At 70.3% G+C, this 16,009-nt stretch carries 20 protein-coding genes and 1 tRNA gene; 7 read left to right on the top strand and 14 right to left on the bottom strand.

Annotated elements, in window-relative coordinates; translation table 11 throughout:
• The first annotated feature begins 25 nt into the window (after positions 1–25).
• A complete protein-coding gene (locus tag VGN45_RS08765) occupies positions 26–280 on the top strand; it encodes a DUF1150 family protein (protein ID WP_327461482.1) in 255 nt (84 codons plus the stop codon).
• A 20-nt stretch (positions 281–300) separates the two neighbouring features.
• Here the strand turns inward: VGN45_RS08765 and VGN45_RS08760 are convergent, their stop codons facing one another.
• The 8 genes from VGN45_RS08760 to VGN45_RS08725 form a co-directional block, all read right to left on the bottom strand.
• A complete protein-coding gene (locus VGN45_RS08760) occupies positions 301–765 on the bottom strand; it encodes a PTS sugar transporter subunit IIA (protein WP_327461480.1) in 465 nt (154 codons plus the stop codon).
• A 101-nt stretch (positions 766–866) separates the two neighbouring features.
• Complete coding sequence (hpf, locus tag VGN45_RS08755; RefSeq protein WP_327461478.1) at positions 867–1,487, bottom strand: ribosome hibernation-promoting factor, HPF/YfiA family; 621 nt, start codon at positions 1,485–1,487, stop codon at positions 867–869.
• 73 nt (positions 1,488–1,560) lie between these two features.
• Positions 1,561–3,057, bottom strand: a complete 1,497-nt coding sequence (gene rpoN / locus VGN45_RS08750) for an RNA polymerase factor sigma-54 (RefSeq protein WP_327461476.1) — start codon at positions 3,055–3,057, stop codon at positions 1,561–1,563.
• A gap of 84 nt (positions 3,058–3,141) precedes the next feature.
• On the bottom strand, positions 3,142–3,939 hold the full coding sequence (gene lptB, locus VGN45_RS08745; RefSeq protein ID WP_327461474.1) for an LPS export ABC transporter ATP-binding protein: 798 nt from the start codon (positions 3,937–3,939) through the stop codon (positions 3,142–3,144).
• A gap of 356 nt (positions 3,940–4,295) precedes the next feature.
• Complete coding sequence (locus tag VGN45_RS08740) at positions 4,296–4,775, bottom strand: LptA/OstA family protein (RefSeq protein ID WP_327461472.1); 480 nt, start codon at positions 4,773–4,775, stop codon at positions 4,296–4,298.
• A gap of 2 nt (positions 4,776–4,777) precedes the next feature.
• Entirely contained in the window at positions 4,778–5,431 is a 654-nt protein-coding gene (gene lptC / locus VGN45_RS08735; protein WP_327461470.1) for an LPS export ABC transporter periplasmic protein LptC, read from the bottom strand.
• A gap of 4 nt (positions 5,432–5,435) precedes the next feature.
• Positions 5,436–6,050, bottom strand: coding sequence for a ribonuclease D (locus VGN45_RS08730; protein WP_327461468.1), 615 nt, complete (start codon positions 6,048–6,050; stop codon positions 5,436–5,438).
• A gap of 292 nt (positions 6,051–6,342) precedes the next feature.
• Positions 6,343–6,429, bottom strand: a tRNA-Leu gene (locus VGN45_RS08725).
• Between the two features lie 188 nt (positions 6,430–6,617).
• Between VGN45_RS08725 and VGN45_RS08720 the strand changes: the two genes are divergently transcribed.
• The gene (locus VGN45_RS08720; protein WP_327461466.1) at positions 6,618–7,589 is read left to right on the top strand and encodes a complex I NDUFA9 subunit family protein; all 972 of its coding nucleotides are present in this window, start codon (positions 6,618–6,620) and stop codon (positions 7,587–7,589) included.
• A gap of 14 nt (positions 7,590–7,603) precedes the next feature.
• Here the strand turns inward: VGN45_RS08720 and VGN45_RS08715 are convergent, their stop codons facing one another.
• From VGN45_RS08715 to VGN45_RS08700, 4 genes are read right to left on the bottom strand one after another with little or no spacing between them, the layout of a single operon-like run.
• Positions 7,604–8,002 carry a helix-turn-helix transcriptional regulator gene (locus tag VGN45_RS08715; protein WP_327461464.1) on the bottom strand — a complete coding sequence of 133 codons (399 nt, stop codon included), beginning with the start codon at positions 8,000–8,002 and terminating at the stop codon, positions 7,604–7,606.
• Between the two features lie 2 nt (positions 8,003–8,004).
• Positions 8,005–8,253, bottom strand: a complete 249-nt coding sequence (locus VGN45_RS08710; protein ID WP_327461462.1) for a hypothetical protein — start codon at positions 8,251–8,253, stop codon at positions 8,005–8,007.
• A 49-nt stretch (positions 8,254–8,302) separates the two neighbouring features.
• Complete coding sequence (locus VGN45_RS08705; RefSeq protein ID WP_327461460.1) at positions 8,303–9,106, bottom strand: undecaprenyl-diphosphate phosphatase; 804 nt, start codon at positions 9,104–9,106, stop codon at positions 8,303–8,305.
• Between the two features lie 36 nt (positions 9,107–9,142).
• Complete coding sequence (locus VGN45_RS08700) at positions 9,143–10,264, bottom strand: citrate synthase (protein ID WP_327461458.1); 1,122 nt, start codon at positions 10,262–10,264, stop codon at positions 9,143–9,145.
• Between the two features lie 129 nt (positions 10,265–10,393).
• Here VGN45_RS08700 and VGN45_RS08695 point away from each other — a divergent pair, with 129 nt between their 5' ends.
• From VGN45_RS08695 to queG, 3 genes are all read left to right on the top strand, one after another.
• A complete protein-coding gene (locus tag VGN45_RS08695) occupies positions 10,394–10,945 on the top strand; it encodes a hypothetical protein (RefSeq protein WP_327461456.1) in 552 nt (183 codons plus the stop codon).
• A gap of 36 nt (positions 10,946–10,981) precedes the next feature.
• A complete protein-coding gene (locus VGN45_RS08690; protein ID WP_327461454.1) occupies positions 10,982–11,665 on the top strand; it encodes a glutathione S-transferase family protein in 684 nt (227 codons plus the stop codon).
• A 104-nt stretch (positions 11,666–11,769) separates the two neighbouring features.
• On the top strand, positions 11,770–12,825 hold the full coding sequence (queG, locus tag VGN45_RS08685; RefSeq protein WP_327461452.1) for a tRNA epoxyqueuosine(34) reductase QueG: 1,056 nt from the start codon (positions 11,770–11,772) through the stop codon (positions 12,823–12,825).
• Between the two features lie 174 nt (positions 12,826–12,999).
• Here queG and VGN45_RS08680 read toward each other — a convergent pair whose 3' ends face one another.
• Both VGN45_RS08680 and VGN45_RS08675 read right to left on the bottom strand, forming a co-directional pair.
• A complete protein-coding gene (locus VGN45_RS08680) occupies positions 13,000–13,545 on the bottom strand; it encodes an FKBP-type peptidyl-prolyl cis-trans isomerase (protein WP_327461449.1) in 546 nt (181 codons plus the stop codon).
• A complete protein-coding gene (locus tag VGN45_RS08675; protein ID WP_327461447.1) occupies positions 13,529–14,728 on the bottom strand; it encodes a threonine ammonia-lyase in 1,200 nt (399 codons plus the stop codon). Before VGN45_RS08675 ends, VGN45_RS08680 begins: the two co-directional genes overlap by 17 nt.
• A gap of 143 nt (positions 14,729–14,871) precedes the next feature.
• Here VGN45_RS08675 and VGN45_RS08670 point away from each other — a divergent pair, with 143 nt between their 5' ends.
• Both VGN45_RS08670 and VGN45_RS08665 read left to right on the top strand, forming a co-directional pair.
• Positions 14,872–15,393 (top strand): hypothetical protein, encoded by a 522-nt coding sequence (locus tag VGN45_RS08670; protein WP_327461446.1) that lies wholly within the window; start codon positions 14,872–14,874, stop codon positions 15,391–15,393.
• A gap of 22 nt (positions 15,394–15,415) precedes the next feature.
• Complete coding sequence (locus tag VGN45_RS08665; RefSeq protein ID WP_327461444.1) at positions 15,416–15,928, top strand: BA14K family protein; 513 nt, start codon at positions 15,416–15,418, stop codon at positions 15,926–15,928.
• Positions 15,929–16,009 lie beyond the last annotated feature (81 nt).

The raw sequence follows: 16,009 nt of genomic DNA, 5'->3' as shown, positions 1-16,009 counted from the left end.
TGAAGGAGCCACGGGAATTCCCGCCATGCAGACCCAGCTGTCCAAACAAGCCCTTGCCGACCTCGGCGCGCCGGACATGGTCTATGTGCGAGAGGTGGCGGCCGCCGAAATTCTGGGCGATGCCCCCAAGGCGGCGCTCAAAGGGTTGAACATCGACCCCGACCAGATTCTGTATGCGGTCCACAGCGCCGACGGCGAACGTCTGGCCGTTCTGATCGACCGGGAAGCCGCCTTCGCGGCGGCCGTGGCGCATGAGTTGGAGCCCGTCTCAGTTCACTGACGGATCGCTGCGGCGGTTCGTCAGGCGGCCTGAGCCTGGGATTGCCGCATCAGCAGGGCGCGCACGGCGTCCGGCTTCTCCGCCTTGCGCAGGTGATCGCGCAGGTCCGACCCCCGGAGCGCCCGCGACGCTGCGGCCAAGGCTCGCAGATGCCCGGCGCCGTCCTCCGGCGCGGCGAACAGGCCCAGCAGCAGATCCACGGGCCGGTCGTCCAGCGCCCCGAAGGCCACCGGCTGGTCCAGTTTGACGAAGACAGCGCTTACGCCGGCCATGCCGGCGATCCGCGCATGCGGCACCGCCACGCCCGAACCCAGCGCGGTCGACCCCAGCGCCTCACGCTCGTTCAGGGCGTCATAGACGGCTTGCGCGTCCAGGCCATAGGCCTGCGCCGCCGCGTCGGCCAGCGCATGGAGCGCCTGACGCTTGGTGGTCACGCCGCTCTTCAGGACGATGCCGCCCTCGGGCAGCAATGCGCCGATGTCCATGATGATCCCCGAACGCCCTTCACGCGTACTGTCGTCTGGCGCGCGGCCGCTTTACCCGCGATCCGGCGCCGAAAGAAGGCCTATGATCGATCGACGTTCGGTCAGCCCTTGCCGTTGGTTCCCGTGCGTGCCGGATCGATCCAGCCCACATTGCCGTCGGGTCGTCGATACACCACCGACACGCCGCCGTGCCCGGCGTTGCGGAACATCAGAACCGGGTATCCGGTCATGTCCAGTTCGAGCACGGCCTGACCGACCGTCATCACCTTGATCGGCGAATGCCCCTCGGCGATGACCATGCCGGCCGGCGCATTCCCGGGGGCGCCGGCGTCGCCGAAGTCCTCGTCCTCCACCGTCTCGGGCGCGCGGAACACGGTGGCGGCCGCCATCTCGGTCTTCTCGGGAGACAGGCCCGCCGGTCCGGCGTGGTGGTTCTTCAGACGCCGCTTGTAGCGCCGGACCCGCTTCTCCAGCTTGTCCAGCGAATCGGAGAAGGCCGCATGGGCGTCGCCGCCCATGCCGGTGGTGACCAGGGTCTGGCCCGACGCCAGACGCACCCAGCAATCGACCTTGAATCCCGGACCGTCCTTGGACACCACGACCTCGGCGTCCTGGCCGCCGCGTTCGAAGTATTTGCCGACCCCGTCGTTGAGTTCCTGGGAGATGCGCGAGCTTAACGCTTCGCCGACATCCACGTGCTTGCCGCTGACTTGGACTTGCATGGGCATAGAACGCGACCGACCGCGTTCGGTGTCAACGGGCTTCACTTTTTTGTGGTCACGCTTGGCGCCGGGATCACCCGGCCCGCAGCATCCGCCGCCGCTGGGTCGAGGGAGGAATCCGAAGGGCTTCCCGATACTTGGCCACGGTGCGCCGGGCGATGTCGATGCCCGCTTCCTTCAGGATGTCGACGATGGCGTCGTCGGACAGCACGTCGGTTTCCGCCGCCTCGGCCTCGATCATCGACTTGATCCGATGGCGGACGGCCTCGGCGGAATGAGTCGACTGGCCGTCGACCGAGGCGATGGCGGCGGTGAAGAAGAATTTCAGCTCGAACAGGCCGCGCGGCGTGGCGATCCATTTGTTCGAGGTCACGCGGCTGACGGTCGATTCGTGCATGCCGATGGCGTCGGCGACCGTCTTCAGGTTCAGCGGCCTCAGGCATTCCACGCCGAAGGCCAGAAACGCGTCCTGCTGGCGCACGATCTCGCTGGACACCTTCAGGATCGTCCTGGCCCGCTGGTCCAGCGACTTCACCAGCCAGCTGGCCTGGGCCGCGCACTCGGCGACGAAGGTCTTCTCCTGATCCGACCGTGCGCCGGACGCGACCACGCCGTGATAGCGCTTGTCGACCAGCAGCCGGGGCAGGGTGTCGGCGTTCAGCTCGACGCGCCAGCCGCCTGCGGGGTCCGGCTTCACGATCACGTCGGCGACCACCGTCTGGGCCGGCTCGCCGCCGAAGCCGGCGCCGGGGCGCGGCGTCAGGGCCTTCAGCTCGCCGATCATCTCGGCCAGATCCTCGCCGTCGACCCCGCAGACCTTCTTCAGGCCCGCAAGGTCGCGCTTCGCCAACAGGTCAAGATTGTCCAGAAGCGCCTGCATCGCCGGATCCAGCCGGTTCCGCTCCGCCAGCTGCAGCCCCAGGCACTCCGGCACCGACCGCGCCATGATCCCGGTCGGCTCGAAGCCGTGACAGACCCTCAGCACAGCCTCGACGCGGTCCAGTCCGCAGCCCAGCCGGTCCGCGACCTCCATCAGCTCGCCGCGCAGGTATCCGCCCTCGTCCACCATGTCGATCAGCACGTGGGCGATCGCCAGGTCCGCCGGCGACAGCCGCGCGGCCGAGGCCTGGGTCTGCAGATGCTCCCACAGGGTGGCCTCGCGCGTGTCCGGCCGCTCCAGCTCCCCGTCGGGGGCCGAGCCGCCGGCGCCGACGCGGCTCCAGTCGTTCAGCCCGGCCTGGGCCTCGGCCGTCGGCGCGGCGGCGGTTTCCGAGGCGTCGTTCCAGCCGTCCTCGGCGCGCACGTCCATGGCCTCGTCGGCGGCGGACGACCGGCCGTCCTCGAAGCTGAGTTCGGTTTCCGACGACGCGGCGGCCTCGACGGGCGCGCCCTCGCCCTCGCCCGGCGCGTCCGGCTCGTCGCGCTGCAGCAGCGGATTGCGCTCCAGCTCCGCCTCGACGAAGGCCTCCAGCTCCTGGTTCGACAGCTGCAGCAGCTTGATGGCCTGCTGCAGCTGGGGCGTGACGACCAGCCCCTGCCCCTGCCTGACCTCAAGCCTCTGACCCAGCACGTCGTCGCTCCCCGGCTCCGGATGGCCCGGAACTTGCTGGGGCCACGTTTGCGCCGAAGCGGTTAACGGGGGTCTAAGCGGCGATCACCGATAGCTGTCGCCCAGATACACGCGCCGCACCTCCGGGTCGTTCACCACCTCGGCCGCCGTGCCCTCGAACAGCACCGCCCCCGACGAGATGATCGCGGCGCGATCGATGATGTCCAGCGTCTCGCGCACGTTGTGGTCGGTGATCAGGACGCCGATGCCCTGGTCGGCCAGATAGCGGATGACCTGGCGGATGTCGGCGATGGCCAGGGGGTCGATGCCGGCGAAGGGTTCGTCCAGCAGCATGAAGGCCGGCTTGCCCGCCAGCGACCGCGCGATCTCCACGCGGCGTCGCTCGCCGCCCGACAGGCCGGCGGCCGAGGCCTTGGCGAGGTGAGACACGCCCAGCTCCTCCATCAGGCGGTCGGTCTCCTCGCGGATCCTCGCCGGCGTGGCCTCGTGAAGTTCGACGACGGCGCGGACGTTCTCCTCCACGCTCATGCCGCGGAAGATGCTGGCCTCCTGCGCCAGATAGCCCAGCCCCATGCGCGCGCGCTGGTACATCGGCTGGGCGGTCACGTCCTGCCCGTCCAGCAGGATGCGGCCGCTGTCGGGCGGAATCAGGCCGGTGATCATGTAGAAGCAGGTCGTCTTGCCTGCGCCGTTCGGCCCCAGCAGCCCGGCCACCTCGCCGCGGTCCAGGCTGAGCGAGACGTCGCGCACCACCTGCCGCGGGCCGAAGCTGCGGGCCAGGTTCTCGACCCTCAGACCCCGTGCCCCGCGCACGGCCTCAGGCGCCGCGTCGGGCGCGGCCTCGGGCTCCAGATTGAGGGCGGACAGTTCCTTGCGGGCCATTTCCAGCTAGCTACCGAGAACCGTCCGCTCCCGCCAGTGTCAGGGGTCGACTTCGTCCTGATCGCCGTCACCCCAGCCGTCTGGATAGGTGATGCACATGACGCGGTTGTTGTCAGACGTCACCCGTATGCAGACCGTGTTCTCGTCCATGGGATGGCCAGGCGGGAACGGATCGTATGGCGTGCAGGTCTCGCCGGACGGGCAGGACGGTGGAGGAAGATCGGGGTCTTGGATGAGAACGGGCTGGAATGTCAGCGACCAAGACAATGCTATTACCGCAGACAGCATAGGAGGCTCCTTGCGCGATCGGCAGTATCTGCTGCCGAAGCCAGCATGCACGCAGGAGAAGAAAATGTCTACTCGTCTGGGTAGAAAACGCCTTGTACGCGCGAGCCGTTCGGAGTCGGCCTGCCTTCCAGCCGCGCGGATTCCGTGCGGACATCGTACGTGAGCCGCGAACCGGTCGCGACGTTCTGGCCCTGAGCTAAAATCACATCTCCGGAGACGACCAAGGTCGCCGTCGCGGTCGTGTAAGTTGCCGCATCGCCCCGAATCGTCTGCTCTGGCGTGACGAAGAAGACATTCCCGGTCGCGCGGATCACGCTGTCTCCGGACTGGTTCAAACCCGAAACCCGATCCGCTCGCAGCCGGTTTTCGCCCTGAGTGAGCTCAACTCTGCCCACCAAGGACAGCATGCTGCCCTCGTAGATGACTTCGTCCCCGCCCCAATAGATCGGCGCGTCGGCCGAGCTCGGCGCGACCTGCGCCCCGCCCGCGGCCGGCAGGGTCAGCGCCACGGCGGCGGCCAGAGCGCCCAAGGACTTGCGCGTGCTCATTCTCATCGATCCGATCCGGCGGGGTTGATGACCCCGCGCACCTTCTGGTCGCCCAGGCCGCGGAAGCGGATCCGCTCGCCCTGGTCCTCGATCACATAGGCCGAAGCCTTGATGGTTCCAAGCGGGCCCGTGCCCTCTATGCCCTTGTCGCCGGTCACCGTGCCGGTCTCGGTGTCCATGACCGCCTCGGGCGTCACCAGGGTGAAGCCGCTCTCGCCGTCGGCGATGCGCACGTTCGGGCCGATGGTCACCGTCTTGGCCGCCTGGTCGTACTCGCCGCCGTCGGCGGTCATCTCGGTCACCTTGCGCCCGCCCAGGTTCAGCCGCAGCACCGGGCCGATCAGACGATACCGCCCGGTCGTCGGGTCGCGCGTCGCGCCCTGGGCGCCGATCATGAAGGATCGCCCCTGGGCGTCCTGGCCATGGAAGACGGCGTTGACCAGCGCCTGCTCCTGGCGCGTCTCGGCGTCCCGCTCGGCGCCCGAGATGACGGTGCGCAGGGCGACCCAGGCGACCACCCCGCCGGCCAGCATCACGATCAGGATCGGCAGCACGCGGCGCAGCAGCCGCACCCGCTGCGACCGCGCGCGCCACCGCGCCGCCTCCCTGCCGAGGCGGCCGTCGTCGTCGGGCAGGGGAGGGGGCGCGTCGGTCACGGGATCAGCTGTGGGCGAAGACGTCGATTTCGTCCCAGCCTTCCAGATCCAGCCGGGCGCGCGTGTTCAGAAAGTCGAAACAGGCCTGGGCCAGGTCCATCCGCCCCTCCCGCTCAAGCATGGCCATCAGGCGCTCGCGCACCGCATGCAGGTGCAGAACGTCGGACGCGGCATAGGCCAGCTGTTCGGGGCTCAACTGATCGGCGCCCCAGTCGCTGGACTGCTGCGCCTTGGACAGGTCCACGCCCGCCAGCTCGCGCACCACGTCCTTCAACCCGTGCCGGTCCGTGTAGGTGCGCGCCAGCTTCGACGCGATCTTGGTGCAGAACAGGGGCGTGGTCTCGACCCCCAGATGCAGCTGGAACATCGCCACGTCGAAGCGGCCGTAGTGGAAGATCTTCAGCGCCGCCGGATCGGTCAGCACCCGGCGCAGGTTCGGACAGTCGTAGGCCGGCCGGTTCAGCCGCACCACGTGCGCGTCCCCGTCGCCCGCCGACAGCTGCACCACGCACAGGGCGTCGCGCCGGTATCGCAGCCCCATGGTCTCGGAATCCACGGCGACGATGGGGCCCAGTTCCAGCCCGTCGGGCAGATCGCCCTGATGAAAATGCACGGTCATGTCCGGTGTCTTACACGGCCTTTTGCGCGTGGGGGAGGGACCGGTCGGTTCATCACCAAGGACACCAAGGAGACACGAAGGACACGAAGGGGCCGGCGCCCTTCTTCGCGCGGAGCGCCTTGTCGTTCGGAAATGACGGACGCCTGCGGCGCATCGCGCTCGGTTTCTTGGTGTCCTTCGTGTCTCCTTGGTGTCCTTGGTGATGAACCAGCCGCCCTCACCGCCGGCGCGACCGAGGAAGCCCGGACTCAAAACGGCGTCGCGATCGCTCGCGACGCCGTTTGAAGAGAATTGGTGCCCAGGAGAGGACTCGAACCTCCACGACCTTTCAGTCACTGGCACCTGAAGCCAGCGCGTCTACCAATTCCGCCACCTGGGCATCTGGCCGGGCCGCCGCGTGGGCTTCCCGTCCGGAAGGCGCGGACCCTTAAGGCAGCGGATTGTGCGGGTCAACGGCCTTTTTGCCCGGTCGGTCGACGGGTCGCGTTGCCCGTCGGGCGCGGGTCGTCTATCCCGCCCGCGAACGCCGCGCGCAGGTGCGCCGGCCGACGCACTCGGAGCTTCAGCATGGTCGCGACCACGCAAGGTCTCGTCACCGTCTTCGGCGGTTCGGGCTTCGTCGGAACCCAGGCCGTACGCGCCCTGGCCAAACGCGGCTGGCGCGTGCGGGTGGCGGTGCGCCAGCCCAACCTGGCGGTGGAGCTGAAGCCGGCGGGCGACCCCGGCCAGATCCAGCTGGTCCGCTGCGACGTCACCGACGCCGCCCAGGTGGCCGAGGTCTGCCGCGGGGCCCACGCCGTGGTCAACCTGATCGGCATCCTGTTCGAATCGGGCAAGCGCACCTTTCAGGCGATGCACGTCGACGCGGCGCGCACGATCGCCGAACAGGCCCGGGCGGCGGGCGCGACCCGCTTCGTGCAGGTTTCGGCCATCGGCGCCGACGCGAACGGCAAGTCGGAGTACGCCCGGTCCAAGGCCGGGGGCGAGGCGGCCGTGCGCGCGGTTTACCCGGACGCGATGATCCTGCGCCCCTCGATCGTCTTCGGCCCGGGCGACGGCTTCCTGAACCGCTTCGCCGCGATGGCCACGTTCGCGCCCGCCCTGCCTCTGGTCGGCTTCGGCAAGACGCGGTTCCAGCCCGTCTACGTCGGCGACGTGGCCGAGGCGATCGCGCGCGGCGTGACCGACGAGGCCCCGGCCGGCCGCACCTTCGAGCTGGGCGGTCCCGCGGTCCTGACCTTCGAGGAGGTGCTGAAGCTGGTGCTGCGCGAGACGGGCCGCGCGCGGCTGCTGGCCCCTCTGCCGTTCCCCGTCGCCCGCATGATCGGCTCGGCGGCGCAGTTCAGCGCGATCCTGGGCATTCCGCCGGTGCTGACCCGCGATCAGGTTCTGTCGCTGGAGACGGACAATGTGGTCGCCGACGACGCCGCGACCCTGGCGACCCTGGGCATCCAGCCCACGGGGATGGAAGCCGTCGTGCCGTCCTACCTCTGGCGCTACCGCAAGGGCGGCCAGTTCGCGGAAAAGGCCACGTTTTGAACGCCTGAATGCGGTCAGGCGATCTGTTCGACGCGGGCTCCCAGAACTTGAGCCAGGCTTTCCAGCGTTTCGGGTGAGCCGGTCTTTCGACCCTGCTCCAACTGCGACAAAAATCCCTGACCGATCCCGGCCATTTGAGCCAGATCGACTTGGGTCAGGCCGCGGAATCGTCGCCATGCGGTGAGGCGGCGGTCTCCCTTCAGCATCAGGGCGGCGACCTCGTCGGGCTGCACCGCGGCGCGACCGGCGTGAATGTCGGCATGATAGTCGGCAAGAGCGTCGTCGAAGGCCGCGGCGTCGGCCGCGTCCTCATCGCCGCCGTTCGCCTCGGCCACGAGAGCGTCGAAGTCCGCGCGCGCCAGCACGACCAATTCATCGCCGCCATCGGTTCGCAGGATTTGAAAGGGAACCATGGTCACCTCCTGTACGTCGTCGTTTCACGTTTACCGATCGTGAGCGCCAGGACCGTGACCGCGTCTTCCGCGAAGATGACGCGCCATCGGCCGACTCTCAGGCGAAAGCCGTCCCGGCCCTGAAGCGCTTTGACGTCGCCTCTCCCATGGATCGCGTAAGCGTCGAGGGCGTCGGAAACCGTCCGTCGCACGAGGACCGGCAGAGCGTCGAACTCCCTGGCGGCTCGGTTCGAAAACACGATCGTCTTCATGGAATAATATTGCTGATCCGGGAGCCGGCCGCAAGCAATATTATTTTCTTCAGTACAGCCAGATCGCCAACAGGCCGACGCTTCCCACCACGATCCGCCAGAAGGCGAAGGGCGTGAAGCCGTATTGGCCGACGAAGTTCACCAGGAACCGCACCACCGCCAGCCCGGCCAGGAAGGCGGTCACGAAGCCGACGCCGATCACCCAGCCGAAACCCTGGAAATCCATCGTCTCGTACTCCTTCATCAGCGCATAGGCGAAGGCGCCGACCATGGTCGGGATGGCCAGGAAGAAGCTGAACTCCGCCGCCGCCGGCTTCTCCAGCTTCAGAAGGATGGAACCGGAGATCGTCGCCCCCGACCGCGACACGCCCGGGACCAGCGCCAGACACTGGAACAGGCCGATCAGCAGCGACGTCTTCCACGTCAGCTTCATCGCGTCGAAATGCTGGGGCTGGGGCGCGAACCGCTCCACCGCGATCAGCAGGAAGCCGCCCACGATCAGCATGATGCAGATCACCTGCGGCGTCTCGAACAGCACGCGGGTGATGAAGTCGTACAGGAACACCCCGGCGAACAGCGACGGCAGGAAGGCGATCAGCACGCTGATGGCGAAATGTCGGGCCTCCGGACTGGTCGGCAGGCCGATCAGCACCTTCCACAGCTTGGCGAAATAGACGCTGATCACCGCCAGGATCGCGCCCAGCTGGATCATCACCACGAAGGTGTTCCAGTTCTGGCCCTGCAGCCCCAGCGCCTCGCGCAGCAGCAGCAGGTGGCCGGTCGACGACACCGGAATGAACTCGGTCAGCCCCTCGATCAGGCCGAGAAGGATCGCCGCCAGCCAGTCCGCCATGAAACCCCCAAACGCTCGGAACCGTCCCGCCGTCGCTCAGCGCGCGCCGGGTTCGGGCCCCACATAGCGCAGTCGCGCCCGGATGGGCGAGCCCGATCGCCGCTGATCCAGCGCATGGCCCAGAAGACCCGCCAGCCGGCCGATCAGGATCAGGTCGACCGCCGCCTCGCGCGGCAACTCCAGCGACCGCGTGACCAGCGCCAGCGCCAGCGCGAGATCCACGTGCCGGCCCGCCGCCTCGAACCTCTGCCGCACCCGGGCCGCTTCGCCCGTCGCCGCCAGGGCAGCCAGCAGGGCGGGGCCGCGCGGGTCGCCGCCGGGCCAGTCCGCGTCGGCCGCGACCGGAGGCGGCATGAAGTTCGGATCGCGCCGCGCGTCGATCACCTCCAGCACCGCCGCCTGCGTCCTCTGCACCAGGCCCGACGCCGCCAACGTCGTCAGCCCGGCCAGCGCCGCCCCCGCCATGGAGGCGCCGCCCGCCGCCGCGGTCCGCGTGGCCAGCACCGCCGCGCTCATCCGTCCGTCGGCGCACAGCACCAGGGCGCGCCGCAGCAGGTGCGCGTCGCGCTCCACCATCTTCCAGCCGCGCGCCAGCCTCTGATGAAAGTGCGAGCGCGGGCCGGGGCCCGAGGCCGCGTCCACCACCTCATTCAGCGCCGCCGCCGCGTCCGACACGCGCGCCGCCTCGTCCATGCCGTCGCCCGACGGCGCCTCGCCCGCCCGCCGCGCCAGGGTGGCGAACACCCGCGACCGGATCGACCCGGCGGTGAACAGGTCCACGCGGGGCTTCAAATCGACGAACGGGTTGGGTTCCACGTCCCACAGGCGGCGCGCGACGTCCTCCAGCGTGGCCTGCTGGGCCAGCTCCGCCGCGTCCATGCCGCGATAGTACAGCCGCCCGCCCGACAGCGTGCTCAGACCGGACAGCAGTTCCGCCTCGCCCCGCGCCGCGGCCCGCTCGGGCGGCGCCTCGGCGGGCCCCTCGCCGCGGATCAGGCGCTCGATGTCTCGCACGGCGTACAGGCTGCGCCGGGGATCGCCGGGGTCCGGACGCGCCGTGATCCGCCCGCGGCTGACATAGGCGTACAGCGTCTGGGTCTTGACCCCCAGCCGCTCCAGCGCCTCGCGCCGTCCGATCCAGCGTCCTTCGCCGTCCATGGCGTCTCCGCCGCGCGCGCCCCGCGCCGGAACGGCATGACGGGGTTTCGTGACATTATCCCTAATGCCGGCTGAAACGCGGCGCAGAGCCCCCTTGGAACCGCAGGTGACCTGCGTCAGAAGCGGGTCATGACCGCCGACGTCGCCCCCGATCCCGCCGCCCGCCTGCGCCCCGCCGTCGCGCTGGTCGCCGTGCTGATCGTGGCGCTGGAGGCGTTCGCGCTTGCGGCCACCGGCTCGCTGGGCGCGGCCGGGGCCCTGATCGCCGGCGCGCTTCACCTCGCCGGCTTCGTCGGCCTGCTGGGCAAGCGCCGCTCGGGAGACGGGCAGGGGGCCGACGCCTTCCTGGCCGGCATGGCGCTGGCGGCGTCGGGCCTGCTGGGCGCGGCGTCCCTGGCCCGCATGCTCGGGCCCCAGACCCTGACCGCCGGCGACGTCGGGGTGGTGGCCCTCGTGGTCGCCTCGGCCCTGGCGCTGGCGGCGACCTCGCTGCCCGGCCTGCGCCGCGCGCCGGGACGGGCGGACCCGGAAGCCGTGGCCGATCCGTCGGTCGTTCTGGTCGCCGTCATCGGCCTGGCGGGCGCCGCCTTCCTGGGCTCGCCGGGGCTGGACGCGGCGGCCGGCGCCATCATCGCGCTGTGGCTGCTGTGGGGCGGGGTGGACAGGTTGCGCACGCGGTAAACGCGGCCTTAACGGCCCCATGCCATGGCTCGCCGGATGAGCCTCGGCGTCCTGCACCACTTCGCCTTCGACCCCGCCTCGCGCACGGCGCGCCTGGCGCTGGGCGAGGCCAAGGCCGCCTTCGAGGAGAACCCCGTCCGCCCTTGGGAGCCGGATTGCGTCCTGCGCGGGCTGAACCCGTCCGGCATGCCGCCCGTCTTCGTCACCAGCGAACGAGAGCGCCCCCTGACCCTGTGCGAGCTGCCCGCGCTGCTGGGCTGGCTGGAAGACCGCGCCGGCGCCCCCTTCCTTCTGCCCGCCGATCCGGTCGAGCGCGCCGAGACGCGGCGCCTGGTCCAGTGGTTCGCCCGCCGCTTCAACGACGAGGTCGACGCCGTCCTGCTGCACGAACGGCTGGAGAAGCCGCTGCTGCGGCTCGGCCCGCCCGAGGCCCGCGCCCTGCGCGAGGGGCGCGACAACCTGAAAGGCCACCTCTCAGAGCTGGAGAACCTGCTGGCCCAGCGGGACTGCCTGGCCGGCCGCCGCCTGTCCCAGGCCGACCTGATCGCGGCCGCCCACCTGTCGGTGCTCGACTTCTTCGGCGAGGTCTCCTGGACCGCCTGGCCGGCGCTGAAGACCTGGTACATGCGCATCAAGTCCCGCCCGTCGTTCCGCCCCCTGCTGACCGACCGCCTGCCGGGTCTGCAAGCGGCCCCCCACTACGCGGACCTGGATTTCTAAAGGGAGCGCGGACCTCCAGGTCCGCGAACGCCGCAAAGACGCGGACGTGGACGTCCGCGCTCCAATCGCTTTCGCGGGGCTCGGTGGTGTGAGAGACACCCCCCATGGCCGACCTGCGCGCCCTCATCCGCGACCGCGCGACCGCGCTGGGCTTCGACGCCTGCCGCTTCGCCTCGGCCGCCGCGCCGTGGTCGGCGGGCGAGCGACTGGCGCACTTCGTGGAGGCGGGCCGCCACGGCGACATGGGCTGGATGGAGACGACGCTGCCGCGGCGCGCCCACCCCACCGCCATGTGGGACGGAGCGCGCACCGCGATCGTGCTGGGCCTCAACTACGGACCCGACGCCGATCCCCTGCCGGAAATGGCCGACCGCTCGGTCGGCTATGTCTCGGTCTATGCGCGCGGCGACGACTATCACGAGGTGATCAAGGGCCGGCTCAAGACGCTGGCCGGCCAGGTCGCGGCGCGCACCGGTCAGGACGTGAAGGTCTTCGTCGACACCGCCCCCCTGATGGAAAAGCCCCTGGCGCAGCGCGCCGGCCTGGGCTGGCAGGGCAAGCACACCAATCTGCTCAGCCGCGACCATGGCAACTGGCTGTTCCTGGGCGTGATCCTGACGGCCGCCGAGATCGAGCCGGATCCGCCCGAGGCGGAACACTGCGGCACCTGCACCGCCTGCCTCGACGCCTGCCCGACGAACGCCTTCCCCGCGCCGTTCCAGCTCGACGCCCGGCGTTGCCTCTCCTACCTGACCATCGAGTTCGCCGGGCCCTGGCCGGAGGCGTTCCGGGTGGCCACCGGCTCGCGCATCTACGGCTGCGACGACTGTCTGGCCGTCTGCCCGTGGAACAAGTTCGCCGCCGCCGCTTCGGAAATGCGCCTGCGCCCCCGGCCCGGGCTCACATCGCCCCGCCTCGCCGATCTTCTGGTGCTCGACGACGCCGCCTTCCGCGCCCTGTTTTCCAAAAGCCCGATCAAGCGCATCGGCCGCGACCGCTTCGTCCGCAACACGCTCTACGCCGCCGGCAACAGCGGCGACGCGGCGCTGATGGAGCCTGTGCGCGCGCTGGTCGCGGACCCCGACCCCGTCGTCGCCGACGCCGCTCAATGGGCGCTGGGGCGTCTCAAGCTTTCCCTCTCCCAGCGGGAGAGGGCTTGAGCGCACGGCGGCGCAGCCGTCGTCCTTGCGCGAAAGGGTGAGGGGTGGAGGAGAAACGCATCGCGTCGCGACGACGGGTGCGACGTGCGGACGCCGTAACCCCTCACCCTTTCGGCTGGCGCATCGCTGCGCTCTGCGAGCCTCAAGCCCTCTCCCGCCGGGAGAGGGTCAGCTTCACCCCATCCCCACGTCCACGCCCCGCTCGCCGCCGGGGATCTGCGCCACGTCCAGCACCCGGATGCGGAACACCAGCACCGCGTTCCCCGGAATCTCCGGCGGTGCCCCGCGCTCGCCATAGCCCAGGGCCGGCGGCGCATAGACGATCCACTCGTCGCCCGGCCGCATCAGCTGCAGCGCCTCGGTCCACGCCGGGATGATGTTGCCGGCCGGCTGGCCTTCGGGCGTGGTGACGAAAGGCGTGTCGCGCGTGAAGCTGCTGTCGAACACCCGGCCGTCGGTCAGGGCGCCCTCATAATGCACCCGCACCAGGTCGTTGCGGTCCGGCTGGGGCCCGGCGTTCGATCCGCTGCGCACCACCTTGTACTGCAGGCCGGACGGCAGGCTGACCACGCCCTCGGCGCGCGCGTTGGACGTCAGAAAGAACTCCGCGGCGCGCAGAGCCTCCGCGTCCGCGCCGCCCGCGTCCTCCGCCCCCGCGCCGCATCCGGCCAGGGCCAGCGCCGCCGCGGCGACCATGATGAACTTACCGCCGAAGCGCATAGCCGTTCTCCTCCAGGGCGCGGCCGATCTCGTCGGCGTGGGCTCCGTCGCGCGTTTCCACCAGGATGTCGAATTCCGCGCCCTTGGCGGGTACGTCCAGCGACAGCCGGTCGTGAATGATCTCGATGATGTTGCCGCCCAGCCCGCCGATGACGCCCGCCATACGGGCCATCATGCCCGGCCGGTCGTCGCCCAGGATGCGGTACGTGACCAGCCGCTTCTGCCGCACCAGTTCCCGGTTCAGCACCACCGCCAGCATCCGCGCGTCGATGTTGCCGCCGCACAGCACCAGGCCGACCTTCATTCCGCGGAACTTGTCGGGATGCGCCAGCAGCGCCGCCAGCCCGCCGGCGCCCGCCCCTTCGGCCACCGTCTTCTCCAGCGTCGCGAAATAGGCGACGCCGCGCTCGAAGTCGGCCTCCTCGCAGACCAGCACCTCCTCGATCAGCGGCTCGGCGATGGCGTAGGGGACGTCGCCCACCGCCTTGATGGCGATGCCCTCGGCGATCGTCTGGCCGCCGCACCTCGGCGCCAACCCCTGCCGGCGCATGGAGAAGGACGGATACATCGCCGCCTCCACGCCGAAGATGCGGATGTCCGGCTTCAACGCCTTGGCCGCGATCGCCGAACCGGCGATCAGCCCGCCCCCGCCGATGGGGATGACCAGCGCCTCCAGCTCCGGCGCGTCCTCAAGGAACTCCAGGCCGCAGACGCCCTGACCGGCCACGATGCCGGCGTCGTCGAAGGCGGAGACGAAGACGAACCCCTCCTCGTCCCTCAGTCGGTGCGCCTCTTCGGTCGAGCCGGAGAAGTCCAGGCCGTGGATCACCACCTTGGCCCCGTGGCGCCGCGTGCCCTCGATCTTGGTGAAGGGCGTGCCCTCCGGCATCACGATCGTCACCGGCACGCCCAGCCGCGCCCCGTGATAGGCCAGCGCCTGGGCATGGTTGCCCGCGCTGGCCGCCACCACGCCGCGCTGCCGCTCCTCGGCGGTCAGCAGCGACAGCCGGTTCAGCGCGCCCCGTTCCTTGAAGCTGCCGGTGAAGTGCAGATTGTCGAACTTCACCCACACCTCCGCGCCGGTCAGCTCCGACAACTTGCGCGAATGGCGCACCGGCGTGCGGTCCACCTGGCCCGCGATGCGGTCGCGGGCGTCCAGAACGTCTTGAAATGTGACCGACATGGCTTCCCGGGGCGTGTCGCCGGGGTTCCGTCCCCGGTCGCTCACCGCCTTTTGACGCGAGGCAAGGGCCGCCGCAACCTTGACCTTGGCGCATGCGTTGGGGCCTCATGCGGCCAGTTACGACGTCTGCCCGGGAGACTTCCATGTCGCGTCCCTCCGTCCCGATTATGACCGTCCTGGCCGTGACCGCGACGCTCGGCGCGGCCGCCTGCGCGCCCACCACTGGGCCCGTCGGCCTGCCGGTGGTCGAGGATTCGTCGTTCGACGCCACGGACTTCGCCTGGTCGACGCGCTCGGGCTCCGGCTCCATCGACGGGCGGGTCGATTTCCGGCCGGGCGGCGTGGCCTATCGGTGCGCGGGATCGGTGGGCCTTGTGCCCGACACGCCCTACACCCGCGCCCGATTCCGCCAGCTGTACGGCTCCACAGACCGCGCCGCCGTGCCGGAAGAGGTGGTGCGCGCCCGCAACGTGCCCGATCCCAACGCCGACTACCGCGCCTTCACCCGTTCGGACGCCTGTTCCGAAAACCGCTTCGACTTCTCCGGCCTGCCCGACGGCGGATGGTACCTGATCGCGCCGGTGACCGGGGCCGACGGCGGCCGTTTCGTCCTGATGCGCCGCGTCACCACGCGCGGCGGCCCTGTAAGCGTCTCCCTCAACTAAGGCCCGCAAACGGAGCCCGCCCATGAAGCCGCTCGCCGCCGCCCTCGTCGCCGCCGGCCTCGCCGCCGGCGCCGCCTCCGCCGCCCAGGCCCAGGTCATCGCCGGCTGGAACGTCTCCGGCCAGTGGGATCGCGGCGGCGACTACCGCTGCGACGCCTACTGGGACGCCAACCGCACCGACTGCGACGCCGCCTGGCGCACGCCGCGCGGCGGCCACCGCTACGATCACCGTGGCGACCACCGCCGTCAGTACGCGCGCCAGGATCACGGCTACGGCCACGGCTACGGCCGTCAGGACCGCTGGCGCGGGCATGCTCCGACCTACGGCTATGGCCAGGCGCCCGCCGTGGCCTATCCGGCCGCCTATGGCCGACCCGATCTGGTCTATGGCGGCGGCGGCGGGCAGGGCTACGGCTACGGTCACGGCGCCCGCGATCCGCACCGCATCGCCTGGTGCCGCGCCAGCTACCGCTCCTACGATCCGAACAGCGGCTATTATCGCGCCTATTCCGGCCGTCTGGTCTGGTGCGGCTGACTCCGTAAAGGAGCGCGGACCTCCAGGTCCGCGACTTGGCGGCGTCGGGGTCTCGCGGACCTGGAGGTCCGCGCTCCGGAA

Source organism: Brevundimonas sp., assembly GCF_035999125.1.
GTDB lineage: Bacteria > Pseudomonadota > Alphaproteobacteria > Caulobacterales > Caulobacteraceae > Brevundimonas.
The sequence above is the reverse complement of the archived record's forward strand: the minus strand, read 5'-3'. Positions and strand labels throughout refer to the sequence as shown.